The organism is Streptomyces sp. Act143 (assembly GCF_003143935.1).
In the GTDB taxonomy this organism is placed as follows: domain Bacteria; phylum Actinomycetota; class Actinomycetes; order Streptomycetales; family Streptomycetaceae; genus Streptomyces.
Window position 1 is genome coordinate 1,545,199 of record NZ_QFRX01000001.1, and the last position, 25,174, is coordinate 1,570,372.

At 72.0% G+C, this 25,174-nt stretch carries 22 protein-coding genes; 5 read left to right on the plus strand and 17 right to left on the minus strand.

Annotation, left to right across the window (positions count from 1 at the left end):
* The first annotated feature begins 21 nt into the window (after positions 1 to 21).
* Positions 22 to 903, plus strand: a complete 882-nt coding sequence (locus DI272_RS06875; RefSeq protein WP_109494400.1) for a hypothetical protein — start codon at positions 22 to 24, stop codon at positions 901 to 903.
* On the opposite strand, the gene DI272_RS06880 is transcribed toward DI272_RS06875, so the two are convergent.
* Genes DI272_RS06880 through DI272_RS06890 form a run of 3 tightly spaced genes read right to left on the minus strand, consistent with a single transcriptional unit; the run spans position 896 to position 5,138 of the window.
* A complete protein-coding gene (locus DI272_RS06880; RefSeq protein ID WP_109494402.1) occupies positions 896 to 1,759 on the minus strand; it encodes an Fpg/Nei family DNA glycosylase in 864 nt (287 codons plus the stop codon). The genes DI272_RS06875 and DI272_RS06880 overlap by 8 nt on opposite strands.
* A 22-nt stretch (positions 1,760 to 1,781) precedes the next feature.
* Complete coding sequence (locus DI272_RS06885; RefSeq protein WP_109494404.1) at positions 1,782 to 3,869, minus strand: SpoIIE family protein phosphatase; 2,088 nt, start codon at positions 3,867 to 3,869, stop codon at positions 1,782 to 1,784.
* A gap of 57 nt (positions 3,870 to 3,926) precedes the next feature.
* Complete coding sequence (locus DI272_RS06890) at positions 3,927 to 5,138, minus strand: DUF6777 domain-containing protein (protein ID WP_109494406.1); 1,212 nt, start codon at positions 5,136 to 5,138, stop codon at positions 3,927 to 3,929.
* 136 nt (positions 5,139 to 5,274) lie between these two features.
* Here DI272_RS06890 and DI272_RS06895 point away from each other — a divergent pair, with 136 nt between their 5' ends.
* Positions 5,275 to 6,696, plus strand: coding sequence for a lipase maturation factor family protein (locus DI272_RS06895; protein WP_109494408.1), 1,422 nt, complete (start codon positions 5,275 to 5,277; stop codon positions 6,694 to 6,696).
* On the opposite strand, the gene DI272_RS06900 is transcribed toward DI272_RS06895, so the two are convergent.
* Genes DI272_RS06900 through DI272_RS06935 form a run of 8 tightly spaced genes read right to left on the minus strand, consistent with a single transcriptional unit; the run spans position 6,684 to position 14,537 of the window.
* Entirely contained in the window at positions 6,684 to 7,505 is an 822-nt protein-coding gene (locus DI272_RS06900; RefSeq protein ID WP_109494409.1) for an amidohydrolase, read from the minus strand. The genes DI272_RS06895 and DI272_RS06900 overlap by 13 nt on opposite strands.
* On the minus strand, positions 7,502 to 7,810 hold the full coding sequence (locus DI272_RS06905; protein ID WP_109494410.1) for an L-rhamnose mutarotase: 309 nt from the start codon (positions 7,808 to 7,810) through the stop codon (positions 7,502 to 7,504). Before DI272_RS06905 ends, DI272_RS06900 begins: the two co-directional genes overlap by 4 nt.
* Complete coding sequence (locus DI272_RS06910; protein ID WP_109494411.1) at positions 7,807 to 8,751, minus strand: aldo/keto reductase; 945 nt, start codon at positions 8,749 to 8,751, stop codon at positions 7,807 to 7,809. The genes DI272_RS06905 and DI272_RS06910 overlap by 4 nt, the downstream gene beginning before the upstream one ends.
* Positions 8,748 to 9,503, minus strand: a complete 756-nt coding sequence (locus DI272_RS06915) for an SDR family NAD(P)-dependent oxidoreductase (RefSeq protein ID WP_109494412.1) — start codon at positions 9,501 to 9,503, stop codon at positions 8,748 to 8,750. Before DI272_RS06915 ends, DI272_RS06910 begins: the two co-directional genes overlap by 4 nt.
* Positions 9,500 to 10,849 carry an L-fuconate dehydratase gene (locus DI272_RS06920; RefSeq protein ID WP_109494413.1) on the minus strand — a complete coding sequence of 450 codons (1,350 nt, stop codon included), beginning with the start codon at positions 10,847 to 10,849 and terminating at the stop codon, positions 9,500 to 9,502. The genes DI272_RS06915 and DI272_RS06920 overlap by 4 nt, the downstream gene beginning before the upstream one ends.
* Before the next feature lie 28 nt (positions 10,850 to 10,877).
* Entirely contained in the window at positions 10,878 to 11,903 is a 1,026-nt protein-coding gene (locus tag DI272_RS06925; RefSeq protein ID WP_109494414.1) for an ABC transporter permease, read from the minus strand.
* Entirely contained in the window at positions 11,896 to 13,452 is a 1,557-nt protein-coding gene (locus tag DI272_RS06930; protein ID WP_109494415.1) for a sugar ABC transporter ATP-binding protein, read from the minus strand. Before DI272_RS06930 ends, DI272_RS06925 begins: the two co-directional genes overlap by 8 nt.
* Positions 13,449 to 14,537 (minus strand): sugar ABC transporter substrate-binding protein, encoded by a 1,089-nt coding sequence (locus DI272_RS06935; RefSeq protein ID WP_109494416.1) that lies wholly within the window; start codon positions 14,535 to 14,537, stop codon positions 13,449 to 13,451. Before DI272_RS06935 ends, DI272_RS06930 begins: the two co-directional genes overlap by 4 nt.
* A 247-nt stretch (positions 14,538 to 14,784) precedes the next feature.
* Between DI272_RS06935 and DI272_RS06940 the strand changes: the two genes are divergently transcribed.
* On the plus strand, positions 14,785 to 15,486 hold the full coding sequence (locus DI272_RS06940) for a FadR/GntR family transcriptional regulator (RefSeq protein WP_109494417.1): 702 nt from the start codon (positions 14,785 to 14,787) through the stop codon (positions 15,484 to 15,486).
* Here DI272_RS06940 and DI272_RS06945 read toward each other — a convergent pair.
* The 3 genes from DI272_RS06945 to DI272_RS06955 all read right to left on the minus strand — a co-directional run bounded on the left by DI272_RS06945 (position 15,473) and on the right by DI272_RS06955 (position 20,114).
* Positions 15,473 to 16,633 carry a winged helix DNA-binding domain-containing protein gene (locus DI272_RS06945; protein WP_109500719.1) on the minus strand — a complete coding sequence of 387 codons (1,161 nt, stop codon included), beginning with the start codon at positions 16,631 to 16,633 and terminating at the stop codon, positions 15,473 to 15,475. The two genes, DI272_RS06940 and DI272_RS06945, sit on opposite strands and share 14 nt — an antisense overlap.
* An 80-nt stretch (positions 16,634 to 16,713) precedes the next feature.
* Entirely contained in the window at positions 16,714 to 18,258 is a 1,545-nt protein-coding gene (locus tag DI272_RS06950) for an alpha-L-fucosidase (protein WP_109494418.1), read from the minus strand.
* A gap of 14 nt (positions 18,259 to 18,272) precedes the next feature.
* Entirely contained in the window at positions 18,273 to 20,114 is a 1,842-nt protein-coding gene (locus DI272_RS06955; RefSeq protein WP_109494420.1) for a family 20 glycosylhydrolase, read from the minus strand.
* Between the two features lie 234 nt (positions 20,115 to 20,348).
* Between DI272_RS06955 and DI272_RS06960 the strand changes: the two genes are divergently transcribed.
* Complete coding sequence (locus DI272_RS06960) at positions 20,349 to 21,692, plus strand: amidase (RefSeq protein ID WP_109494422.1); 1,344 nt, start codon at positions 20,349 to 20,351, stop codon at positions 21,690 to 21,692.
* Positions 21,693 to 21,828: 136 nt separating this feature from the next.
* Here the strand turns inward: DI272_RS06960 and DI272_RS06965 are convergent, their stop codons facing one another.
* Complete coding sequence (locus DI272_RS06965; RefSeq protein WP_109494424.1) at positions 21,829 to 22,002, minus strand: hypothetical protein; 174 nt, start codon at positions 22,000 to 22,002, stop codon at positions 21,829 to 21,831.
* 449 nt (positions 22,003 to 22,451) lie between these two features.
* On the opposite strand from DI272_RS06965, the gene DI272_RS06970 reads away from it, so the two are divergent.
* A complete protein-coding gene (locus DI272_RS06970) occupies positions 22,452 to 23,255 on the plus strand; it encodes an SDR family oxidoreductase (RefSeq protein WP_109494425.1) in 804 nt (267 codons plus the stop codon).
* 13 nt (positions 23,256 to 23,268) lie between these two features.
* On the opposite strand, the gene DI272_RS06975 is transcribed toward DI272_RS06970, so the two are convergent.
* Positions 23,269 to 23,499, minus strand: a complete 231-nt coding sequence (locus tag DI272_RS06975; RefSeq protein ID WP_109494427.1) for a hypothetical protein — start codon at positions 23,497 to 23,499, stop codon at positions 23,269 to 23,271.
* Positions 23,500 to 23,575: 76 nt separating this feature from the next.
* Positions 23,576 to 25,081 carry an SDR family NAD(P)-dependent oxidoreductase gene (locus tag DI272_RS06980; protein ID WP_109494429.1) on the minus strand — a complete coding sequence of 502 codons (1,506 nt, stop codon included), beginning with the start codon at positions 25,079 to 25,081 and terminating at the stop codon, positions 23,576 to 23,578.
* Positions 25,082 to 25,174 lie beyond the last annotated feature (93 nt).

Consider the following 25,174-nt stretch of genomic DNA (forward strand, 5'->3'; position numbering starts at 1 on the left):
CGTCCGGTCCTGGGGGAACACATGCGACACCCGTCTGCACATCTCGCGCGAACTCTCGCCCTCCTCCTGCCCCTTGCGCTGCTCGCGGCCGGCTGCGGCAGCGAGCGGGCCGACACCGGCTCCCGGCCCGCCGGCACCGGGGACAGGGCCCGTGAGGTGGCTGCCGCGTGGGACGGCTCCCGGGCTGCCGAGGTGTGGCGCGCGGGCTACTACCCGCTGGCGGACGTCGTCCAGCTTCCCGAGCACGCCTTCCGCAACGACGACGACAAACGGGCGTACTCAGCAGGGAGCTTCGTCCTGAAGGCCGAACTGCCCTCCGGCACACCGGAGAAGGGCAAGGTCGAGTGGGAGAGCGGGAGTTCGCTCAGCCTGCCCTTGATGGACGCGCGGGAGGCCTACGACAGTGTGGCCGCCGGCGGCGGCGACGGACCGCATCTGACCGTGACGGCGGTGCGGCTCGGCGGGACGACCCTCGTCACCAGCCGCGGACCGGCGACCGTACCGGCCTGGCTGTTCACGCTGGACGGGTACGACACCCCCCTGAAGCGGGTCGCGCTGAAGCCGTCGGCCCTGCCCGGGTCACCGATCGAAGCGGTCGGGGAAGTGCCCACGGACGACCTCATGCAGGTCGAACGGCTCGTCGAGGTCAGCGGGGACGGCCGGTCCGTCACGGTCCTCGCCGGGCACGGTGCCTGCGACGACGGGGCCGCCGTGGACGTACTGGAGACGTCCGGGAGCGTGGTGCTGTCGGCGTCGGTCGTCGGGGCGAGCGACGGGGACTGCACCGCCCAGTTGGTGTTGCAGGAGGTCACCGGGGAACTGAAGCGGAAACTCGGCGACCGGGTCCTGCTCGACGCCTTCACGGGGGCGCCGGTCGCGCCACGCCGCGTCCCCACTACTTGAGGAGCCTGGACATCCTGCGGTCCGCCAGCGGCTTTCCGCCGGTCTGGCAGGTGGGGCAGTACTGGAGCGAGGAGTCGCTGAAGGAGACCTCGCGCACGGTGTCGCCACACACCGGGCACGGCTCGCCGGTGCGGCCGTGGACCCTGAGGCCGCTCTTCTTCTCCGCCTTGAGCCGGCCGGCCGCCACGCCGCGCGAGCGCTCGACGGCCTCGCTCAAGGTGGCGCGCAGGGCGGTGTGGAGGCGGGTCGTCTCCTCGGGGGTGAGGGACGCGGCCAGTTTGAACGGGGACATCTTCGCCGCGTGCAGGATCTCGTCGCTGTAGGCGTTGCCGACCCCGGCGATGAGGCTCTGGTCGCGCAGGGCGCCCTTGATCTGGCGGCGTTCGGCGGCCAGGAGCGCCGCGAACCTCGCCTCGTCGAAGTCGTCCGCGAGCGGGTCCGGGCCGAGCCGGGCCACGCCGGGGACCTCCTGAGGGTCCTGGACCACGTACACGGCGAGCCGTTTCTGGGTGCCGGCCTCCGTCAGGTCGAAGCCGGCGCCGGTCTCCAGGGCCACCCGCAGGGCGAGGGGTCCCTTGCCGGGGCGGGGCATGCCGCTGGGCAACTGGTCCTTCCAGTGCAGCCAGCCCGCGCGGGCCAGGTGGGTCACGAAGTGCGGGCCGCCGTCGGTGACCAGGTCGAGGAACTTGCCGTACCGCCGCACCTCGGTGACCTCGTGGCCTTCGAGGGCGGTGAGCGGTGGGTCGTACGTCTTCAGGACGCTGATCGCGACGGGCAGCACCCGGACGATCTCATGGCCGACCAGGTGCTCGGTGAGGAAGTCCTTGAGCGCTTCCACCTCGGGGAGTTCCGGCATACGTCCAGGGTGCCATCCCCCGTCACGCGCGTCCCGGGACGACGAACTCGCACCACACGCACTTGCCGCCGCCCCGCGCCTCCACCCCCCACAGGTCCGTGAGCAGGTCGACGAGGAGGAGGCCGCGGCCGGAGACCCCCGACTCCCCCGCCTCGCGGCGGCGCGGCAGGGCGCTGGAGGAGTCCTCGACCTCGACGCGCAGGCGGCGGTCGGAGCCGGCCAGCACTCTGAGGGTGACGACGGCGGCGCCCTCGGTGTGCATCAGGGCGTTGGTGATCAGTTCGTCGGCGACCAGTTCGATCTCGTCGGCCCGCTCCCCCGAACCCCAGGCCCGGACGGCGGCCCGGATCATGTGCCGGGCCTCGGACAGCGCCTCGGGGTCGCCGGGGGCGACGTGCTGCTGGAGCCGGCCGCCGGACTGCGGGGCGTCCAGGCCCCGGCGGCGCAGCAGGAGCAGGGCCACGTCGTCGTCGCCGCCGCGTTCCTCGGCCACCTCGATCAGCTTGTCGGCGAGGTCGCGCACGTCCGCGGGGCCGGAGCCGATGAGCGCGGTGAGGGTCTGCATGCCGTCGTCGAGGTCGGCGCCGGGCTGCTCGACCAGGCCGTCCGTGCAGAGCAGCAGGGTGTTGCCGGGGTCGAGCTCGACGGTGGCGACGGGGTATTCGAGGCTGCCGAACTCGGCCGACAGCCCGAGCGGCAGCCCGCCCTCGACCGGGACCCGGCGGCAGCTGCCGTCGGCCTGCCGCACCAGGGGGTCGATGTGGCCGGCCCGGACGACCTGGACGACTCCGGTGGCGAGGTCGGCCTCGGCGTAGAGGCAGGTCGCGAAGCGGTCGGTGTCCAGTTCGTGGAGGAAGACGGAGGCGCGGGCCATCACGGTGGCGGGGGTGTGGCCCTCGGCGGCGTAGGCGCGCAGCACGATCCGCAGTTGCCCCATGACGGCGGCGGCGTGCGTGTCGTGGCCCTGGACGTCCCCGATGACCGCGCCGACCCGGCCGCTGGGCAGCGGGATGAGGTCGTACCAGTCGCCGCCGATGTCCCGGCCCAGGGAGCCAGCGGCGGAGCCGGCGCGGTAGCGGACGGCGACGTCGGCGCCGCGCACGCTGGGGATGGTGCGCGGCAGCATGGCCTGTTGCAGGCCCGCGGCGAGGTCCTTCTCCTGTTCGTAGAACATGGCCCGTTGCAGGCTCTGCGCGATGCTGCTGCCGAGGGCGACGAGGACGTTGCGGTCCTCGGGCGAGAAGCCGCGCCGGTCGCTGTAGAGCAGGCCCATGGCGCCGATGGGCCTGGCCTGGGCGATCAGCGGCAGATAGGCGGCCGCGGTGATGTCCAGGCCGGTGATGTGCGGCCACAGGACGGGGTAGCTCTCGGCGAACTCCTCCGGCGACTCGATGAAGCGCGGGGTCAGGGTGCGCACCACCTCGCTCATCGGGTACGGCTCGTCGATGCGGGTGACGTCGGTGCCGGGCACGAAGCTGCCGGCGGGGCCCTCGGCGATCAGCCGGATGCGGCCCGCCTCGACCAGGCCCATGACCAGGCTGGTGGCGCCGAGGTGGGTGAGGCCGTGGGTGTCCTTGAGGACCTCGATGACGTCGTCGACCGTGCGGGCGTAGGCGAGGGCGGCCGTGGTGAGCTGGACGACGTTGGTCTGCTCCTGCCGGGCGGCGTCCAGGCTCGCCTGTTCGCGCCGGGCGGCGAGGTCGTCGAGTTCCTGGGTGGCGTCGCGGACGATGCCGACGATCCGGCGCGGGCGGCCCGTCTCGTCGCGCCGGATGTAGCCCTGGGTGTGGGTCCAGCGCAGTGCGCCGTCGCGGCAGCGGATGCGGAAGTACGTGCCGTAGTTCTCGCTGCCGTCCTTCATGGCCTGGGAGACCAGGGTGTCGAGCCGGTGGCCCTCCGGGGCCGGAACCCGGATCGCGAGGCTCTCGGGGTGCCCGTCGTATTCGTCGGGGCGCAGGTCGAAGACCTCGTGGGCCTGGGCGTCCATGTGGAACAGACCGGTGTCCAGGTCCCAGTCGAAGCTGCCCATGCGGTTGAGCGCCAGAATCGGGTCCGGATGGGCGGGCCAGTCGTCCGGGAGTGACAGGGCGCTCGCTCCCCGATCAACCATGGGGCCACCTTGCCAGGATTTGTCCGATTCTTCGACTGGGGCCGGTCGTCGTCGGTGTCAGCTCCCGAAGACGTCCGTGGGGCTGTCGAAGATGCTGTCGGTGGTCGCCGGCTCGTCGGGCTCGTCCGGGATCAGCCCGCCGCCGTCGGGCAGGTCGGGGGTGTCGGGGACGGTCTCGGGGCCGACCCCCTGCCAGGTGTCCGTGGGCTCCGCGGCCGAAGGCGCGTCGGGGACGGTCTGGGTCTCCGGCGCGGTCTCCGGGGGCGTCGCGGTGACGGTGACCGCGGGGCAGGCGGGGTCCGGTGTGCCGGGCGTCGCGGGGAGGGGGCCGCCGGGGGTGACGGTGACGGTCGGGGTGACGCAGTCGTCCGTCAGCCGCTGCCCGTCGGACGGGGAGGCGGAGTCCTCGTTCCCGCTCCCGCTCCCGCTCTCGCCAGGTGTCACGCTCACGCTCGGCCCGGTTTCCGAGGGACTGGTCGTCGGAGTCGGCGTCGGCGTCGGCGTCGGCGTCGGGACCACCGGTTCCGGCGGCGGTACGACGTGGTCATGGCGTACGTCGTGTCCGCAGCGTCGCTCGATCCAGGTGTGGTGGACGATGTCGATGATCGTGACGTGGGTGATGACCTGGGGCGCCGGGGTCACCACGACCACCTGATCGTGCCGGTAGCCGGACCAGGCCCGTCCCCGGGTCTCCGGGTTCCCGCGCGGTGCCGTCGCGGCCGTCAGCGGGTTGCCGCAGGCGCAGCGGACCCGCGGTACGCCGCGGTTGTCGACGAAAACGGCGGTACCGGCCTGGAGGACCGCCGGGAAGCCGGTGGCCTGCCCGGCCCGGTACCCGTGGTTGGTGACGCGGGTGTCGGCGCGCAGGACGACCGAGGTGAGGGAGCGCAGATAGGCGGGGATCGAGGCCTGAGAGATGCCCGCGGCCTGCGCGAAGGCGCGCCCCTTGGACCGGTCGACGGTCAGGTGGCCGATCTGCCGGTTCACGTCGCAGCTGCCGGTCCGGGCGGTGCCGCCATAGAGGCCGGGTGTGCCGCCGGAGATCGACCGCACGCCCGATGCGCGGGGTTGCTGCGTTCGGGTGACGGGCGCCGGGGAGGCCGCCTTGGTCGCCGTGGACGTGGTGAAGGGGTCCGGCCCCTGGGCCGCGGCGGGCTGGAGGAAGACCTCCTCGCCCGTCCGGCCGTCGCTGCCGCCCGCGCAGCCGGCGACGATCAGCGCCGCCGAGAGCGCGCAGGCCGTGACGAAGGTTCCGGTGGGTGTACGCACCGTTCTCTCCCGCCTCATACCGGGCAATTCATCACTATTGTCTGCGTCACTCACTTGGGTTACGCAAGCGGAGGCACGGTACACGGAGAGTGACATAGGGTTCCCGCGCGACAATGGCAGGGAGGAGCACCTGGCCGTGGACTGGTTCACCGCATCCGACTACTGGCTGAGCCGGCTGGTCTGCCAGCGGGCCCTGGCCGGCGTGTACCTCGTCGCCTTCCTGACGGCGGCTCTCCAGTTCCGGGCGCTGCTCGGCTCACGCGGCCTGCTGCCCGTCCCGCGCCATGTCTCACGGGTCCCCTTCAAGGCGGCCCCGAGCCTGTTCCAGCTCCACTACTCGGACCGCTTCTTCGCCGTGTGCGCCTGGTCCGGCTGCGCGGTCTCGGCGGCGCTGCTCGCGGGCCTCGACGCCCGGCTGCCGTTGTGGGCGGCCATGCTGCTGTGGCTGGTGCCCTGGCTGCTGTATCTGTCGATCGTCAACGTCGGCCAGACCTGGTACGCGTTCGGCTGGGAGTCGCTGCTGCTGGAAGTCGGCTTCCTGGCCGTCTTCCTGGGCAACGACGACGTGGCGCCGCCGATCGTGGTGCTGTTCCTGCTGCGGTGGATCCTGTTCCGGGTGGAGTTCGGCGCGGGGCTGATCAAGATGCGCGGCGACGCGTGCTGGCGGAAGCTGACCTGTCTGGACCACCATCACGAGACGCAGCCGATGCCGGGCCCGCTGAGCTGGTTCTTCCACCATCTGCCGCGCCCGCTGCACCGGGTCGAGGTGGCCGCCAACCACGTCACCCAACTCGTGGTCCCCGTCCTGCTCTTCACTCCGCAGCCGCTCGCCACGGCCGCCGCCGCGCTGATGATCGTCACCCAGTTGTGGCTGGTGCTGTCGGGGAACTTCTCCTGGCTGAACTGGATCACCATCGTGCTCGCCCTGTCCGCGGTGGAGTTCCCGTACGACGCCCCGCCGACGCCCGCCGCCCCGCTCTGGTACGAGATCGTCGTCCTGGCCGTCGCCGCACTGCTCGTCTGCCTCAGCTACCGCCCGGTGACGAACATGGTCTCCCGCCGTCAGATCATGAACCGCTCCTTCGACCCGCTCCACCTGGTCAACACCTACGGAGCCTTCGGCAGCGTCAGCCGTGTCCGCTACGAGGTGGTCGTCGAGGGCACGGCCGACGACGTGCCGCGGGAGGACTCGGACTGGCGGGAGTACGAGTTCAAGGGCAAGCCCGGCGATCCCCGGCACTGGCCGCGCCAGTTCGCGCCGTACCACCTGCGCCTCGACTGGCTGATGTGGTTCGCGGCGCTGTCGCCCGGCTACGCGGGGTCCTGGTTCGGCACGTTCGTGGAGCGGCTGCTGGAGAACGACCGCGACACCCTCAGGCTGCTCCGCCGCTCCCCGTTCCCGCCCGACGCGCCGCCCCGCTTCGTCCGCGCCCGGCTCTTCCGCTACCGGTTCACGAGTTGGCGGGAGCTGCGGGAGACGGGCGCGTGCTGGGAGCGGACGTACGTGCGGGAGTATCTGCCGCCGACGCGGCTGGCCGGGGCGGCTCAGAGGTCGTAGACGCGTTCGGCGGTCGCTCCGAATACCTGGGGGTCGGAGCCCGCCAACCGGCGTGCAGCGGCTAGCACTTCGCCGTAGGTCGCCGCCAGTCGGCAGACCGGCCAGTCCGAGCCCCACATGAGGCGGTCCGGGCCGAAGGCGTCCAGGGCCGTCTCCGCGCAGGGGCGCAGGTCGTCGACGGTCCAGGTCTCGGGGTCGGCCTCGGTGACCAACCCGGAGAGCTTGGCGACCGTGTTGGGCAGAGCCGCGAGGGCCCGCAGGTCGGCGCCCCAGGGCTCCAGGACGCCCGACGCGATCGGCGGCTTGCCCAAGTGGTCCAGGACGAAGGTCAGTTGCGGCAGCAGGGCCGCGGCCTTCGCACACGCCGGCAGCTGATGGGGCAGGACCACCAGGTCGTACACCAGCCCCGCCGCCGCCACCGCGGCGAGTCCCCGCAGCACGTCGGCCCGCAGCAGCCACTCCGGGTCCGGCTCCCCCTGTACCTGGTGCCGGACGCCTTTGAGGAACCGCCCGCCCGGCAGCTCACGCAGTCGCGCCAGTTCGTCGGCCACGGCGGGGCTGGTGAGGTCGGTCCAGCCGACGACACCGGCGATCAGGTCGTGCTCCGCCGCGAGCGCCAGGAACTCGGGGGTCTCCTCGGCGACGGTGACGGTCTGCACGAGCACCGTCCGGCCGACTCCGGCGGCCCGCGCCTCGGCCGCGAGGTCGTCGACCGTGAAGTCCCGGCGGATCGGGCTGACTTCGGGAATCCAGTCCTGGTCGCGCACCGACAGGTCCCAGAGGTGGTGGTGCGCGTCGACGACGGTCACGGCAGCTCCCAGACGACGGGCAGGCCGGCCTCCTGGTCGCCGTAGTCGTGGACGACGTCCAGCAGTTCGGCCATCCTCGCCTGCCAGGCGACGTTGACGGGCAGCTTCTCCAGCTCGGCGAGGAGGCGGCCGTAGTCCTCGCAGTCGAGCACGTGGAAGAGGTCGGTGCCGCTGCGCCAGATCGTCCAGGAGGTCGCGCCCGCGGCGCTGATGGCGTCGGTGAGTTCCTTCGGGACCTCGCGGTGGGCGGCCTCGTACGCGGCGACGCGGTCCGCGCGGACCTTGGTGTGCAGGGCGATCCTCATGACGGCGGCTCCTCGATCAGTCCCGTCTCCCGCAGCTCGTGCCAGAAGGATTCGGGTACGGGTGTCGCGAACTGGTCGGCGCAGTCGTGGACTTCGGCCGCCGAGCGGGCGCCCACGAGGACGCTGGTGACGGCCGGGTGGGCCGCGCAGAAGGCCAGGGCGGCGGCGCGCAGGCTGATGCCGTGCCGGTCGGCGACCGCCTTCATGCGCAGGGCCCGGTCCAGCAACTCCTCCGGAGCCCGCGCGTAGTTGTACGTCGCTCCGGGCTTCGGGTCGGCCAGCAAGCCGGAGTTGAAGGCGCCGCCGATGACGACGGACGTCCCTTTCGCGAGGGCCGCCGGGAGCAGTTCGGTCAGCGCGCTCCGGTCGAGCAGGGTGTAGCGGCCGGCGCACAGCACCACGTCGACGTCCGTCTCACGGACGAAGCGGGCAAGCATCCCGGCCTGGTTCATCCCGGCGCCTATCGCGCCGACGACGCCCTCCGCGCGGAGCTTCTCCAGGGCCGGGTACCCCTCCCGGAAGGCCTGTTCGGCGTGGTCGTCCGGGTCGTGCAGATAGGCGATGTCGACACGGTCCAGGCCGAGGCGTTCCAGGCTGGCGTCGAGGGTGCGTCGGATGCCGTCCGCGGTGAAGTCCCAGACCCGGCGGTGGGTGGCGGGGACGGCGAAGCCGTGGGCCAGGTCGTCGCCGCCGCCGGCCGACGGCTCCAGGCGGCGGCCCACCTTGGTCGAGATCAGGTACTCCTCGCGCGGGTGCTCGCGCAGGGCCGCGCCGAGGCGGCGTTCGGACAGGCCCAGGCCGTAGTGGGGAGCGGTGTCGTAGTAGCGGATGCCGCGGTCCCAGGCGGCGGCGACCGCCGCGTGCGCCTGCTCCTCGGGGACCTCGGTGTAGAGGTTGGCTATGCCGGCGGCTCCGAAGCCCAGGCCCCGCGGGGTCGTCACCGGCCCGCCGGGCGCAGTCGCAGGCCCTGCATGCCGCCGTCGACGGCGAGGGAGGTGCCGGTGGTGGCGCCGGAGAGCGGGCTCGCCAAGTAGGCGATGGCGCCCGCGACTTCGTCGGCGGAGACGAGCCGGCCGGTGGGCTGGCGGGCCTCCAGGGCGGCGCGTTCGGCGGCGGGGTCGGGGGCCTTGTCGAGGAGGCGGCCGATCCACGGGGTGTCCGCCGTGCCGGGGTTGACGCAGTTGACGCGGATGCCCTCGCGGACGTGGTCGGCGGCCATGGCGAGGGTCAGCGAGTACACCGCGCCCTTGGTCGCGCTGTAGAGGGCGCGTTGCGGCAGGCCCGCGGTGGCGGCGATGGAGCAGGTGTTGACGATCGCCGCGTGCTGCGAGGCCCGCAGGTGGGGCAGGGCGGCGCGGGCGACCCGGACCATGCCGACGACGTTGACGTCCAGGACGCGGTGCCATTCGGCGTCGTCGTTGTCCTCGACGGTGCCCTGGGCGCCGATCCCCGCGTTGTTGACCAGGACGTCGAGTCCGCCGAGCTCGGCGACGGCGGCGGCGACCGCCCGGCGGACGGAGGCGTCGTCGGTGACGTCGGCCTGGTGGGCGAGCAGCGGTTTCGGCACGGACGACGGGTCGAGGTCGAGGACGGCGACCTGGGCGCCGCGCGCGGCCAGGAGTTCGGCCGTGGCCCGGCCGATGCCGGAGGCGCCTCCCGTCACCAGCGCCTTGAGACCCTCGAAGTCGCTCATGCCGCGTGTCCCTTCGTGTCGTCCTGCCCGGCGAGGTCGGCGGCCCAGAAGGCGCCGTCCGGGAATGTGTAGCGCGCGATCGACTCGGGCCGCATGGCGGCCGAGAAGCCCGGCGCGGTGGGTGCCGTGTAGTGACCCTCTCCGATCACCACCGGGTCGAGGAAGTGGTCGTGCAGATGATCGACGTACTCGATGACCCGGTCCTCGGTGGTGCCGGTGACGGCGACGTAGTCGAACATCGACAGGTGCTGGACGAGTTCGCACAGGCCGACGCCGCCCGCGTGCGGGCAGACCGGGACGCCGAACTTGGCGGCGAGCAGCAGGATGGCGAGGTTCTCGTTGACGCCGCCGACGCGGGCCGCGTCGATCTGGACGACGTCGACGGCGCCGGCCTGGAGGAGCTGCTTGAACACGACCCGGTTCTGGACGTGTTCGCCGGTGGCGACCTTCACCGGGGCGACGGCCCTGCGGATGGCGGCGTGGCCGAGGACGTCGTCGGGGCTGGTGGGCTCCTCGATCCAGTACGGGTCGAACTCGGCGAGCGCCTTGGTCCAGCGGACCGCCTCCTCGACGTCCCAGCGCTGGTTGGCGTCGATCGCGATGCGGATGTCCGGGCCGACGACGTGGCGGGCGACCCGGCAGCGCCGTATGTCGTCGTCGAGGTCCGCGCCGACCTTCAGCTTGATCTGCCGGAAGCCGTCGGCGACGGCCTGCTCGGCGAGGCGGGTGAGCTTGGCGTCCTCGTAGCCGAGCCAGCCCGGGGAGGTGGTGTAGGCGGGGTAGCCGCGTTCCAGCAGGGTGCTGATCCGTTCCTGCGCGCCCTCCCGCCCGCGGCGCAGCAGGGCCAGCGCCTCCTCGGGCGTCAGCGCGTCCGTGAGGTAGCGGAAGTCGATCTGCCGGACCAGCCACTCGGGATCGGCGTCGGCGAGCAGCCGCCACAGGGGCTTCTCCGCGCGTTTGGCGGCGAGGTCCCACACGGCGTTGACGACCGCGCCGATCGCCATGTGCATCACGCCCTTCTCGGGGCCGAGCCAGCGCAGCTGGCTGTCGCCGATCAGGTCGCGGTTCAGGGTCCCCGGGTCGGCGCACAGCTCCTCGACGGACCGTCCGACCACGTGGTGCCGCAGCGCGTGGACGGCGGCCACCTGGACCTCGTTGCCCCGCCCGATGGTGAAGCTGAAGCCGTGCCCCTCGTGCCCGTCGGCCGCGTCGGTGCGCAGGACGACGTACGCCGCCGAGTAGTCGGGGTCCGGGTTCATCGCGTCGGAGCCGTCGAGCTCGCGCGAGGTCGGGAAACGGATGTCGTGGGTGTCGACCGCGATGATGCGGGCGGGCGTCGCAGACACGAAGGGCCTTTCCGTAGGTGACAGGGGGTCAGTCCTGGGCGCGGCCCGTGGTGACGCGGGCGATCATGAGGGCGAGGAGGATGATTCCGCCGTAGATCGCCTGGATCCAGAAGGACGGCACCTGGGCGAGGGTGAGCAGGTTCTGCACGACGCCCAGCAGGAGTACGCCGGTCAGCGCGCCGAACATGGTGCCCCGGCCGCCGTCCAGGCTGATGCCGCCGATCACCGCCGCCGCGAACACGGTGAAGATCATGTTGTTGCCCTGGTTGGCGCTGATCGCGCCGACGTACCCGGTCTGGATGATGCCGCCGACCGCCGCCAGGGCGCCCGCGACCACGAACACCCCGAGCATCACGCGCTCGACGCGGATGCCCGCGGCGCGCGCGGCGTCGGCGTTGCCGCCGATGGCGTACAGGGCCCGGCCGACGCGGTGGTACTTGAGCACGAACCCGGCGACCGCGAAGGCCAGCGCCGCCAGCCACACCGACATCGGGATGTTCAGGAAGGTGGTGGTGGCCAGCGAGTAGAAGCTGTCCGGCATGCCGAAGAGGGTCTTGCCCTTGGTCGCGCCGACCAGCAGACCGCGCAGCACGATCAGCATGGCGAGCGTCACGATGAACGCGTTGAGCTTGAACTTGACGACCAGGACGCCGTTGAAGGCGCCGACCGCCGCGCCGACCAGGATGACGGCCAACAGGGCGAGGGCGGCCGGGAGTTCGGTGCCCCAGCCGGACTGGGCGGACGGCAGTACCAGCAGCGCCCCGACCGCGGGCGCGATGCCGACGACCGACTCCAGGGACAGGTCGAACTTGCCGGTGATGAGCACCAGCGACTCGGCCAGCACCACCATGGCGAGCGCGGCGGAGGCGCCGAGGATCGAGATGAGGTTGCGTTCGGTGAGGAAGGAGTCGTTCACGACCGCTCCCAGCACCATCAGCAGCAACAGCGCGGGGACGAGGGCCAGTTCGCGGGCGCGGCGCAGCAGGACGGTACGGGCCGAGCGGGGGGCCGCGGTCTTTTCGGGCGCGCGCGGCGGCGCCTGCATCTCAGTCATCCCGGGCCTGCTCTCCTCGGCCGGGGGTCCGGGGGTCGTCCCCCGGGAAGGCGCAGTAGCCATCGTGGTCCACTCCTTCGATGGAGGCGATCAGCTCGTGGTCGCGCCAGCCCGCCGCGTGCTCGGCGACCACGCGGCCGTGGAAGAGGACGAGGACGCGGTCGCAGCGGCGCAGGTCGTCGAGTTCGTCGGAGACGACGAGGACGGCGGTGCCGTCGTCGCGGGCGCTGTCCACGTGGGCGAGCAGCGACTCCTTGGACTTCACGTCCACGCCCGCGGTGGGGTTGATCAGGACGAGGAGACGCGGGTCGGAGGCGAGGGCGCGGGCCATGACGACCTTCTGCGCGTTGCCGCCCGACAGGTCGGAGACGGGCTGGTCGGGGCCCTCGGCATGGATGTCGAGCCGGTCGATCAGCTCGCGGGCGACGCCCCGTTTGCGGTCGCTGCCGACGAAGCCGTGGCGGCCGAGCCGGCCGAGGACGCTCATGGTGGCGTTGTCGCCGATGCTCATGCCGAAGACCAGCCCCTGGCCGTGCCGGTCGCGGGGGACGCATCCGACGCCGGCCTTCAGGGCGGCCTGGACGTCCCCGAACGGGAGGGGTTCACCGGCGAGCCGGGCCGTGCCGCTGGTGGGCGTGTGCAGTCCGGTGAACGACTCGGCGAGCTCGGTCTTCCCGCTGCCGCTGATGCCGGCGAGCCCGACGACCTCGCCGCGGCGGACGGTGAGGTCGATGTCCCGGTAGGCGTCGGAGGTGAGCCCGCGGGCGTCGAGGAGGACCGGAGCCTGCTGGTCGACGGCGGTGCCGCGTGCGGTCTGTTCGGCGACCGTCTCCCCCGCCATGGCCTCCACCAGTGCCGCCCGCGGGAGGTCCGCCACGGGTGCCGTGGTGATCCAGCGGGCGTCGCGCAGGACCGTGACGGTCTGGCAGACCTCGTAGACCTCCTGGAGGTGGTGGGAGATGAACAGGAAGGTGACGCCGGACTCCTGGAGGGCCCGCATCCGGGTGAAGAGCCGTTCGATCTCCCGGTTGTCGAGCTGGGCGGTCGGTTCGTCGAGGACGATGAAGCGGGCGCCGAAACTCAACGCCCGGGCGATCTCCACCATTTGGCGGTCCTCGACCTTGAGGTCGGCGGTACGGGCCTCCGGGTCAACGTGGACGCCCCAGGTGTCGAGGAGTTCGGCGGCGTCGGCGCGCAGTTTGCGCCAGCTGATGAACCCGCGGTGCAGGGGCTGCCGGTTGATGAACAGATTCTCGGCGACGGTGAGTTCGGGGACGACGGTCGGCTTCTGGTAGACGCAGGCGACCTTGCGGCGCCAGGCGTCCCGGTCGGCGAGCGCGGGCGCCGGTTCGCCGTCGAAGCGGACCGTGCCCTCGTCGGGCGACTGGAGGCCGGTGAGGATGTTCACCAGCGTGGACTTCCCGGCGCCGTTGCGGCCGACGAGGGCGTGCGACTCGCGCGGGAGGACGGTGAGGCGGCCGTCGGCGAGGGCGGTGGTGGGGCCGTACCGCTTGACGACGCCGCGGGCTTCGACGAGTGGCGTGGTCATTTGACGGTGTTGCCCCACAGGCCGGGGTCGTCGACGTTGTCCTTGGTGACCAGGGGCGCGGGAAGCTGGTCCTCCAGGATGCCGCTGGGCAGCTTGACGATCGTGGAACCGTGGTCGGTCGGGCCGGGCTGGAAGGTCTTCCCCTGCATCGCGGCCTTGATGTAGTACATGCCGTACTTGGCGTACAGGTCCGCGGGCTGGGAGACGGTGGCGTCGATCTGGCCCTTGCGGATGGCGTCGTACTCCTGCGGGATGCCGTCGTTGGAGACGATCGTGATGTGCCCGGCCTGCCCGGCCGTCTTCAGCATGCCCTTGGACTTGAGGGTCTGGAGGGTCGGCGCGAGGTACACACCGCCGGCCTGCATGTAGATGCCCTTGATGTCGGGGTTGGCGTTCAGCAGGGTGTCGAGCTTGGAGGCGGCCGCGTCGGACTCCCACTTGGCGGGGATCTCCAGCACCTTGAGCTTGGGGAAGTTCTTCTTCACGCAGGCCCGGAACGCCTCCGAGCGGTCCCGGCCGTTGACCGAGGCGAGGTCGCCCATGATCTGCACGACCTTGCCGGAGGGGATCTGCTTGCCGAGGTACTGGCAGGCCTTCTCGCCGTACGCCACGTTGTCCGCGCGGACGACCATCGCGACCTTGCCCTTGTCGGGGGCCACGTCGACGGCGACCACGGGGACGCCCTTGCGTTCCGCCTGGTCCAGGCCCGCTTCGATGGCGGCGCTGTCCAGCGGGGCGACGACCAGGCCCTCGACGCCCTGGTTGAGTTGGGTGTTGATGTCGGTGATCTGCTGCGAGGGATCGCTGTTGGAGTTGACCGTCTTGAGCGCGTCGACGCCCTCGGACTTCGCCATCTTCGGGACGTAGTCGTTGTACGACTGCCAGAACGGCGAGGTGAGCAGGGGCAGGATCACCCCGACCTTGCCGTTGCCGTCGCCACCGGCGCTGGTGGAGCCGCCCGTGTCCTTGGTGCTGCCGCATGCCGTGAGCGCGAGTCCCGCGCAGGCGGCCGCAGCCGTCGTACGCATCGCCCACGCGGATGTTCGCCTGTTGCGCCGTCCGTTCCGCACTGTCCAGCCGGCCATCTCTCAGCTCCTCGTCGAGCGTGATGTCGAGCGTGATGTCGAACGTTTTGTTGAGCGTTTCGTTGAGCGTTTCGTTGAGCGCTCTGTCGAGCGTGGTCTCGAGCGTGATCGAGCGGTCGCCGCATATTTATCAGACCACTTCGCCTCCACAACACCCTCTGGCACCGATTTTCGAGCGTTCTGGCCATAGTGGTCCGACCACCTCCGCGGATAGACTGCCGCGCACGGCGAGTGGAGGAGTGGTGGCGTGGAGGAGACCCCGCAGAAGGGCACGGTGACCCAGCGGGCGATCGAGCAGATCAAGGCGATGATCGCCCAGGGAAGCCTGGAGCCCGGGCAGCGGCTGCCCACGGAACGGGATCTGGCCGCGCAGCTGGGGATCTCGCGCAGCTCGGTGCGGGAGGCGATCCGCGCGCTGACGGTGCTGGGGGTACTGGAGGCCCGGCACGGCTCGGGCATCTACGTCACGCAGTTGGAGGCGGGCGACCTGCTGGAGACGTTCGGCGTGGTCGCCGATCTGTCCCGGGGGCCGCGGCTGGTGGAGCTGCTGGAGGTGCGGCGCATCCTGGAGTCGACGGCGACGGCGCTGGCGGCGGCCCGGATCACCCCGGACCAGCTGGCCGAGGTGGAGAAACACCTCACGGCGATGAACGCCACCGACGACCCCGAGGAGATCCTCGCCCACGACCTGGCCTTCCACCGCGAGATCGCCATGGCCGCCGGCAACGAGACCATGGCCGCGATCCTGGACGGCCTGTCCTCACGCACCTTCCGTGCCCGGGTGTGGCGGGGCTACCAGGAAGAGGGTGCGTTCGAACGGACGCGGCGCGAACACACCGCGATCCACCGGGCGTTGGTGGCCCATGACCCGGAGGCGGCACGGGCCGCCGCGGCGGCGCACGTGGGAGAGGTCGAGCAATGGCTGCGGAGTCAGATCAGCGAGGCCTAGCGCGGTCGGGCCGGCCCTCACCGGTGAGCACCCGCACCTGCGCGTGGGGGAGCTTGCTCCACCAGTGGCCGTAACGGCGGTAGACGGTGGGCTCACGGTCGGCGAGGAAGGCGGTCAGTGCTCGCGCCTCGTCCGACAGCGCGTCCCATGCCGGCGCGGGCAGGCGGTGAAAAGCGGTCGCCTCGATGCCGCCCTCCACCGGGCGCCACACCCCGGCCACATACCCGTCCACCAGCAGTGCCGGCAGGACGTCGCCGTTGGTGCGGATCACCAGCCTGCGGTACTCCGGCGGGATCACCCGGTCGCGGTCGTCGTAGGCCAGCAGAACGCTGTCCCACATGGGCAGCAGACGGGGCGGCGCGGGGGTGTCGGCGGACGGGCGCAGGCCGCCCCGGACGTCGTACAGCGACTGCCTCTCGGGCCCGGCCAGTTCCTCCACCGTCTCCCCGAGCGCCTGCAACGCGTCCCGGACGCGCAGGCGTTGCACCGTGGCGAACTGGGCGATGTCCGCCACCGACGCGGGCCCGAAGGCTGCCAGGTAGCGCAGGACGAGGGTCCGCAGTGCAGCTTCCGGCTCGCCGGTGAAGCGGCCCTCGGGCGCGGCGACGTACGCCGGTGAGTAGCCGAACGACCAGGGGCCGCCGGTCGGCACGTGCACCAGCGGCGCGTACGACCGCAGCCCCCACCACGCCCCGTCCTTCCTCTCCGCGCCCACCCGCTCCGCCAGCCAGCCCGCGAGGTCGCCGTTCGAACGGGGCCGGCCGGCGAACTCCAGCAGCCCCGGCTCCAGTTCGGCGGCGTCCGCCGGGGTGAGGCCGGCGGCGGCGAAGCGGTGACCCAGCCGGGAGGAGTACAGCGTCGGCTGCATCGCCTCCCGGACCGTGCGGTAGTCGTCGGAGTGGACGGCGTGCAGGGTGATGCGGAGCAGGGTCGCCTTGAGGAGGGTGCGGTCGGCGAAGGCGTCGTCCAGCGCGGCCGGGTCGAAGCCGTCGAGCCGGTTCCACAGCGCCAGATAGGGCGACGCGGGCTGCTGCGCCTGGAGGGCGAGGAGCCGTCGGACCGCCTCGGCGGCACCCAGCGGCTCCCGGCGCAGCAGCAGCTGACGGGCGAGGGTGGCCCGGTTGAGTTCCCGCGCGGTGATGGTCACCTTCCGGATTCTGCCCTCCGCCGGCGCCGGGTGCCGGGTCACCGGAGACGCACCTGGCCGCCGTACCGCCCGAGGGCAGCTCAGACCTGTGACTTGTACAGGCCGAACTGCGCGATGTGCACCGCGCCCCGGTGCGCGGTCACCCGCACCCGCCAGCGCCGGGCCCGCACGGCGGCCGGCAGCAGCAGAATCCGGCTCGCCCCGACCGTGCCCGCCGTCGCGGCCTCGCGCCAGGCCCCGTCGTGGTACGCCTCCACCACCAGGCTCTCGATCTGCTGACCGTGCTGGATGTCCTCCGCCAGCCGGACGCGGTCCACGGCGCGCACGGCGCCGAGGTCGACGGTCACCATCTCCTCCGAGGTGGTCGTACGAGCCCCGCGCGCCAGGTCCTCGGGCAGTTCCCGGTCGATGCGCTCCCGGAACTCGCGCAGCCGGGTGACGTCCGCGGCGGGCAGCAACCCGTCCGTGTCCGGAGGGATGTTGAGCAGGAGCACCGAGTTGCGCCCGACGGACCCGAAGTAGATGTCCGTCAACCGGTCGACGCTCTTGGGCTGTTGGTCGGCGTGGTAGAACCAGCCGTCACGGATGGACACATCGCACTCCGCGGGCCACCACTGGAGGTGGTCCGTCCTCGGCTGGGCCGCGACCAGGGCGGCCCGGCTGCCCTCGTCGGGGGTGTCGTAGGACAGCGCCCAGTCGGTGCGCCCGTACTGGTTCTCCTTGACCGGTACGACACTCCACTCGTCCTCGCGGGCCAGTCCGCTCTCGTTGCCGACCCAGCGCAGGTCGGGGCCGGTGACGGCGATCGCCGCGGCCGGGGCGAGGGCGCGGACCAGGGTGTACCAGCTGTCCCAGTCGTAACTCTCCACCTTGTCCGGCGGGATGTGGCCCTGGGCGCCGTCGAACCACACCTCGTCCACCGGGCCGTACTCGGTGAGCACCTCGTAGAGCTGGTTGAGCATGTGGGCGCCGTAGTCGGTGGCGTCCAGGGTGTACGTCGCCGGGGGTGTGCGGTCGTCGCCGTCGACCAGGGTCGGGACGGTCCGGGCGGTGCGGGCGCTGCCGTTGGCGTAGACGCCGTGGAGGTACTGGTTCTCGTCGGCGGGCGAGATGTAGACGCCGACCTTCAGGCCGTGGCGGCGCATGGAGTCGGCGAAGGACCGCAGCACGTCTCCGCGCCCGGCACGCCAACTGCTGCTCGCCACCGAGTGGTCGGTGTAGCGGGAGGGGTAGAGGACGAAGCCGTCGTGGTGCTTGACGGTGAGGATGGCGAGCTTGAAGCCGCCGTCGCGCAGGGCCCTGGCCCACTGGTCGGTGTCCAGGCCGGTGGGCTGGAAGACGTCCGGGTCCTCGTCCCCGGTGCCCCATTCCAGGCCGGTGAAGGTGTTGACGCCGAAGTGCAGGAACGCGGTGCGCTCCAGTTGCTGCCAGGCGATCTGCCGTGCGGTGGGGCGGACTCGGGATGCCTTGCGGACGAGTTCGTCGGGGGTGTCGTCCGGGCTGACGGGGATGCGGTAGGCGGGCTCGGCCGGGGGTGGGGAGCCGAGTGCGGGGGTGGCGGTGAGGCCGGTCGCGACGAGCGCGGAGACCGAGCCGGCGACGAAGGTGCGTCTGGAGACGGTCATGGGAACGGGGCTCCTCAGGTCGACTGCCATACGGCGGGCGGGTGCTGGTCGGGCGGGTACTGCACGATCCGGCCGTCGCCGGTCACGCTCAGGGCCATCCGTGTGATGGCGTTGACGAGGCGGTGTCCGCCGCCCGCCACGGGCTGCACCTCCCACCGCTGCAAGGTGTTCGTGGCGGCGCAGGTGTCCCAGGTGGCCTGGACACCGGGCTGGAGCGGCACGTTGAGGGTGAGCTTGCCGCCGCTCACCGCGAGGCAGCCGGAGGGGCCGCGCAGGGTGACATAGCCGTCCGCGGTGCGGGTCAGCTCGGCGTCGAAGGACGCGCCGTCCGTCCGGAAGGTGTACGACCCGTCCGGCAGCGGCACCGTCGTCAGGTCCCGCCATCCGGGAGCGTGCCCGACGGCCGTGCCGCGCGCGGCGAAACCGGCGTAGGTGAGGTCCGGGTGCGGGTCGCCCCAGGTGGCCTGGGCGAGGTGGCGCAGGGCGGGCCAGAGGCGGCCGGCGACCTCGTTCTCGGTCTCGCCGCGCCCGTTGTCCGGCCACAGGCTGATCTTCGCCCCGGTGACGCCCCTGGCGGAGGTGAGCTTCTCGCCCTCGAAGCTGCGGGGGTCCCAGCTCTGCTCGTACAGGCCCTGGGTGTCGCTGTGGAAGCCGCCGCGGACGAGGTAGAGGGAGTAGGCGGCGTTCATCAACGGATGTCCCTGGGCGATGAGTTGACTGGGTTTGGTCGCCACGTTCAGCCAGTGCTCGACGGTCGTGCCCGCCGCCACCGGGACGGTGTTGGCGCCGGTCAGCCCGTCGTTCCAGATGCGCAGCCGCTTGCCCTTGGCCGCCGCGTAGGCGTGCACGCGGTTGACGAAGTCGATGAAGGCGTCCTGCGGGGTGGCGCCGGAACCGTACGTGTCCTGGGCGTACTTGAGGATCTGCGGGTACTTGGCGAAGTCGGAGCCGAGCATGTACTCGTCGGCGCCCATGTGCCAGGCCGGGGACTTGAAGACCTGGGCGTACTCGTCGATCAGGCCGGCGTAGTAGGCGAAGGCGGCGGGCCGGGTGATGTCGAGCCGCGAGGGCTGCTTGGCGCCGTCGGCGTCGGTGAGCTGGAGATCGGGACGGTTCTCGATCCACGGGTCCATGTGTCCCGGGGAGTTGATCTCCGGGATGATCTCCACGTGGTATTTCTCGCCGAGGGCGACGAGCCGCCGGATCTCGTCCTTGGTGTAGTAGCCCCAGGTGTTGGCCTCGGGGTGGGCGTCGCTCTTCACCTTCAGCTCCAGGAGCAGCTGGTTGAGCTTGTGGTACGCCATCTCGCGGACGAGGTTCTCCAGCCAGGGCAGGGAGATGTGGATGTAGCAGGCGCAGACGCCGACCCCGCGTTCCGTGAAGCGGGGTATGTCGACGGTGTGTCCGGCGGGGACGCGGTCGCCTTGGGCGAGGAGTTGCAGGACGGTGCGGGTGCCGTGGAAGGCGCCGGTCTCGGTGGCGCCGGTCACCGACAGCCGCCCGGCGGCGCGGAGTGCGTACCCCTCGGCGCCGAGTGACTTCCTGGCCGGCTGGATGTCGACAACGATGTCCCCGCTGCGGGCCGCGCCGGCGGCCACCGGGACGGTGCCGTGCCCGGCCGCCCGCAGATCCTCGGCGAGCGTGTCGGCGACTCTCGTCTCGGCGGGGGTGCCCGCGACGATCCGGGTGCCGGTGCCGAAGACGTAACTGCCGGATTCCGGTGTCCAGTCGGTGAGGGCCGGGACGGTGACCGGCGGCTCTGCGGCCTGCTGCCGGGCGAGGGCCGGGACGGGCGACAGGAGCAGGGCCAGTGCCGCGGCGACACCCACGAACCGGCGTCTGGGAAACGTTCTCACACGCCACTCCAATTCATCGGATGGCTGATCATTGGACGGCCCTCAGGGGCTGTCAATGGGAGCGGGAATCAGTCGAGTTGGCCTATTGATCGGATGACCTGGGCCTCTGCGCCGACCGCTTCGCGAAAAGTCCAACAACACCGGCGCGATTGTCCAAGGGAGCCGGCCTCTCGACTCCAAGACCGGGCCGGGGCACAGTTCTCCCTACATACTCGCCAGTACGAGGAGAGACCCGTGACCAGCTGGACCGGCCGGACCGCCGCCGAGATCGCCGCCGCCGTGCGGGAGAAGCGGACCACGCCCCGCGAGGTGGTGGCCGAGCACCTCGCCCGGATCGAGCGGCTGGACAGCCGCGTCGGCGCCTTCCGGACGGTGCGGGCCGAGGCGGCGCTCGCCGAGGCCGACGAGGTGGGGGCCCGCGCCGACCTGGCCGAACTGCCCCTCGCCGGGGTGCCGGTGGCCGTCAAGGACAATCTGGCGGTGCGCGGTGAGTCCAAGCGCATAGGCTCGGCCGCGACGCCCGACACCCCGTCGGCGGAGGACCATGTGACGGTGGCCCGGCTGCGGGCGGCCGGCGCGGTGGTCGTGGGCCTGACCAACGTGCCCGAACTGTGTGTCTTCGGGACGACCGAGGGCGTCCACGGCACCGCCCGCAACCCGTGGGACCCCTCGCGCACGGCGGGCGGCTCCTCCGGCGGCAGCGCGGCCGCGGTCGCCGCCGGCCTCACCCCGATCGCCCTCGGCAACGACGGCATGGGCTCGCTGCGCATCCCGGCGGCCAACTGCGGCCTGGTCACCATCAAGCCGGGCCACGGCGTGGTCCCGGCCGGCGTCAGTGACGGCGACTGGTTCGGCATGTCCGAGAACGGGCCGCTGGCGACGACGGTCGAGGACGCGCGGCTGATGCTGGGCGTCCTGGCGGACACGGAGTTCGCACGGCCGCCCGAGCCCGGTATGCGCAAGGTGGCCGTCTCGCTGCGCAGCCCGATCGCCGGCATCGCGGTCACCGCGCCCTACAAGGCAGCCGCCCGGGAGGCCGCGGCGGTGCTGATGAAGGCCGGCCACCAGGTGCGCCGCGCCGACCCGTCGTACCCGGTGTCCCTGAGCCTGACCTCGCTCGCCCACTGGACGGCCGGGACGTCGGAGGACGTGCGGGGCCTGGACCCGGCGCGGCTGACCCGTCGGACCCGGGTCCACGCGGCGGTCGGACGCCGCTTCGTGCAGCGGGTCGGCACCGGCAGGGGCCGCGAGGAGCTCCGCCGCCGCCTGGAGCCGTTCTTCGAGGAGTACGACGTCCTGCTCACTCCGGCACTGGCGCGCCGCTCCCCCGCGTCGGCGCCCTGGCACGAGCGCGGCTGGCTCCGCAACGTCCTGGCCAACACCAACTACTCGCCCATGACCCCGCCGTGGAACCTCACCGGCTGGCCCGCGATGTCGGTGCCGTTCGGCACGCTGCCGTCCGGCGCGCCCTGTGCCGTACAGCTGGTGGGCCGTCCGGGCGCGGAGGCGTTGCTGCTGGAGACGGCGGAGCAGTTGGAGAAGCTGCAGCCGTGGCAGCGGACGGCGCCGCTGGACTGAGTCCGGCCGGCGCGGGCGAACGCGGCCCCGGACAGGCGGGAGCCGCGGCCGGTTCCCGGCCGCGGCTTCTGTGCTCGGCAGGGGCGTGCGGCTCGCGCGCCCCTGCCGTCGGCGATCGCGACGAAGACCGCCCGCGTCAGTCCACGCTGGGCAGGATGTGCGGCTCGGCCAGGTCTTCTTCGTAGCCCGCGAGGCGGATGGGGGCGGACCGCGCCCACACGTCGAGGCTGCCGAGCTGTCCGGGCCTGCGGCCGGCACGCTCCGTGCGTTCCTTGGGGCGTTGCTCGCGATTCGTCTTCTCCGGTGTCACCGCGCACTCCTTATGTGTCGGGTCACCCTCGGGGCATACCAGCCAGGATGAGGCCTGGCGCCGGACGCCCGCTCGGGTCTGAGTCGAAAACAGTTCGGACGCGGTGGCGCCGGTAACTCTGATGAGTGCAGGCCGTGGTGACCGGCTTGCCCCAGGACGGACCGTGGGTGTGGGTGGGACCCCGTACTGCTGTCCGTCCGCTACAGACTAACCAAATGAGCAGGGGCGCGCTCGATGGGGCTGAAAACAAGGGGTAACCATCACAAGTCGCCCGTGTTCATTGGGCCTTCTATGTGCATGTTTGCCCTCATATGCCCTACGCGCAAGCTCACTCGTTCGGCCTACGCGCCCGGTCGCGCCTTCGAGGACACCTCGCCCCGGCCGCACGGTTCAGGTCCCGTTGGCCGAGACCCCTGTCATCTGACGCCCCGTCATGAGACGGTTCGCCGATGACGTCGTCGTACGGACTGGGTGGGAAGGCCGCCGTCGTCACCGGCGGCACGCGCGGGATCGGGCGCGAGGTCGCCGGGCAGCTGGCCGACGCAGGGGCGCTGGTGTGCGTGACGGCCCGGGACGCGGACGCGGTCCGGCGGACCGCCGCCGAGCTGGGCGGCATCGGTGTGGCGGGCAGTGTGGCCGACCCCGCCCATCTGTCGGAGGTGGCCGCGCTGGCCCTGCGCGCGTTCGGGCGGATCGACGTCGTCGTCAACAACGCGGCGACCAATCAGCCGTTCGGCCCGCTGATGGACGTCGACCCGGACTCCTGGCGTACGGCGTTCACCGTCAACGTCGAGGCGCCGTTGCGGCTGGTGCAGTACGCGTGGCGCGCCTGGATGCGGGAGCACGGCGGCTCGGTGATCAACATCTGCACGGAGGGCGCCGCACACGTCGGGCCGCACGTCGGCGCCTACGGCACCAGCAAGGCGGCGCTCCGCCACCTCACCCGACAGCTCGCCGGGGAACTGGCCCCGCGCGTGCGCGTCAACTCCGTCTCCCCCGGACTGGTGCGCACCGAGATGGCCCGTTTCGTGTGGGAGCCGGGCGAGGCGGAGGTCGCCGCGGGGCTGCCGCTCGGGCGGATCGGGGAGCCGGCGGACGTGGCGCGGGCCGTCGTCTGGCTCGCCTCGGACGCCGCCGAGTGGGTCACCGGCGCGGATCTGCTCGTGGACGGCGGCACGCGGGTCAGGGCGGCGCACCCGGGCGGGTACGCCGTCCACGACCGGCTGCGGTCCGCGGCGCCGCCGCGGGCCTGACAGCGGATCTCTGTCACGGGAAGAGCGCGATCCCCATGAGGACGATCAGCACGACGAACGCGACGAGCGCGATCGTGCCCCAGGTCCAGGGGTGCTTGTAGGGATCGTGGGCGCCGCCGCGGGGCCGGTCCTCCGGGAGGACGGGACGGGCCGGACGGTCGCTCGCGTAGAACTCCTCGTCGGTCGGGTAGTGGTTGCGCGGGTCGTTGAGCGCCCGCGGATCGATGCTGTGGGGACTGGCCATGACTCACTCCTGGCGCGGTACTCAGGAGAGTCCGGGTTCCCCTGTGGGCGCCGGGACACACCTCACGGCCTGCGCGTCACCACTTGCCGGGCGCGTAGTCCTTGAGGAAGACGCCGTACAGGTCCTCGCCCTGCTCGCCGCGCACAATCGGATCGTAGACCCGGGCCGCTCCGTCGACCAGGTCCAGCGGGGCGTGGAAGCCCTCCTCGGCCAGGCGCAGCTTGTCGAAGTGGGGTCGCTCGTCGGTGATCCAGCCGGTGTCGACGGACGTCATGAGGATGCCGTCGGTCTGGAACATCTCCTGGCCACTGGTCCGGGTGACCATGTTCATGGCGGCCTTGGCGGCGTTGGTGTTCGGGTGGCCCGCGCCCTTGTAGCCGCGGCCGAAGACGCCCTCCATGGCGGAGACGTTCACGACGTACGCCCGACCGCTCGCCGCCTTCTTCGCGGCCTCGGCCATGGCCGGGCGGAGCTTGCTGATCAGGATGAACGGCGCCGTGTAGTTGCACAGCTGGGTCTCCAGCAGCTCCACCGGGGAGATCTGCTCGATGGTCTGCACCCAGGTATTGGTGTCGACGACGTCGGGGACCAGGCCGCCCGCGTCGATGGCGGTGCCGTCGAGGTGCCTGGCGACGCTGGCGTTGCCCGCGACCAGCGCGAGGTCGGCGACCTGCTGGGCGTCGAGGCCGGAGATCCCGGCGGGCAGCGAGGCCAGGCCGTCGACCGCGCCGGAGCCGAAGGCGCCGATGACGTGGTGGGCGGGCAGCTCACCGGCGGGCAGCGGGGCGCTCTCGCCCTCGACCAGGGCGGCGTACGCGGACGGCAGGCGGCGTACGGTCTGGGTCGCGTTGTTGACGAGGATGTCGAGCGGGCCGGCCTCGGCGACCTGGTCGGCGAGGGCGACGGCCTGGGCCGGGTCGCGCAGGTCGATGCCGACGACCTCCAGGCGGTGCATCCAGTCCCCGGAGTCGTCCATGGCCTTGAAGCGGCGGATGGCGTCCTTGGGGAAGCGCGTGGTGATGGTGGTGTGGGCGCCGTCGCGCAGCAGTCGCAGCGCGATGTACATGCCGATCTTGGCGCGGCCTCCGGTGAGCAGGGCGCGCTTGCCGGTGAGGTCGGCGCGGGCGTCGCGCTTGCCGCGGTTCAGGCGGGCGCAGTCCGGACAGAGCTGGTGGTAGAAGTAGTCGACTTCCACGTACCGGGTCTTGCAGGTGTAGCAGGAGCGCGGGCGCTGGAGTATCCCCGCGATCCGGCCCTCCTCGGTGATCGACGACGGCAGGATGCCCTCGGTCTCGTCGTCGATGCGCTGGGCGGAGCCGGTGGCGGTGGCCTCGGTGACCGCCTTGTCATGGGCGGTCTTGGCGGCCCGGCGCTCCTGGCGGCGGCGCTGCTTGACGGTGCGGTACACGCCGGCGGTGGCCCGGCGCACGGCGATCGCGTCGGGGTGGTCGACCTCCAGCTTGTCGAGCTCCTCGAGCACGCTGAGGCAGACGGCCAGCCGCTCGGGGTCGATCCCGGGGCCGTACACGACCTCGTCCACGGCCTGGCCCGTGATCGCCGAACCGTCCTCTGTCACCGTCATCGCGCTGCCGTTCCCTGCTGCCCCGTGCGGCGCTCCGACCGCGTCCGCTTTCGAACGGGGAATTCTACGGAGCGCCGGGCCGGTCCTCCAAAA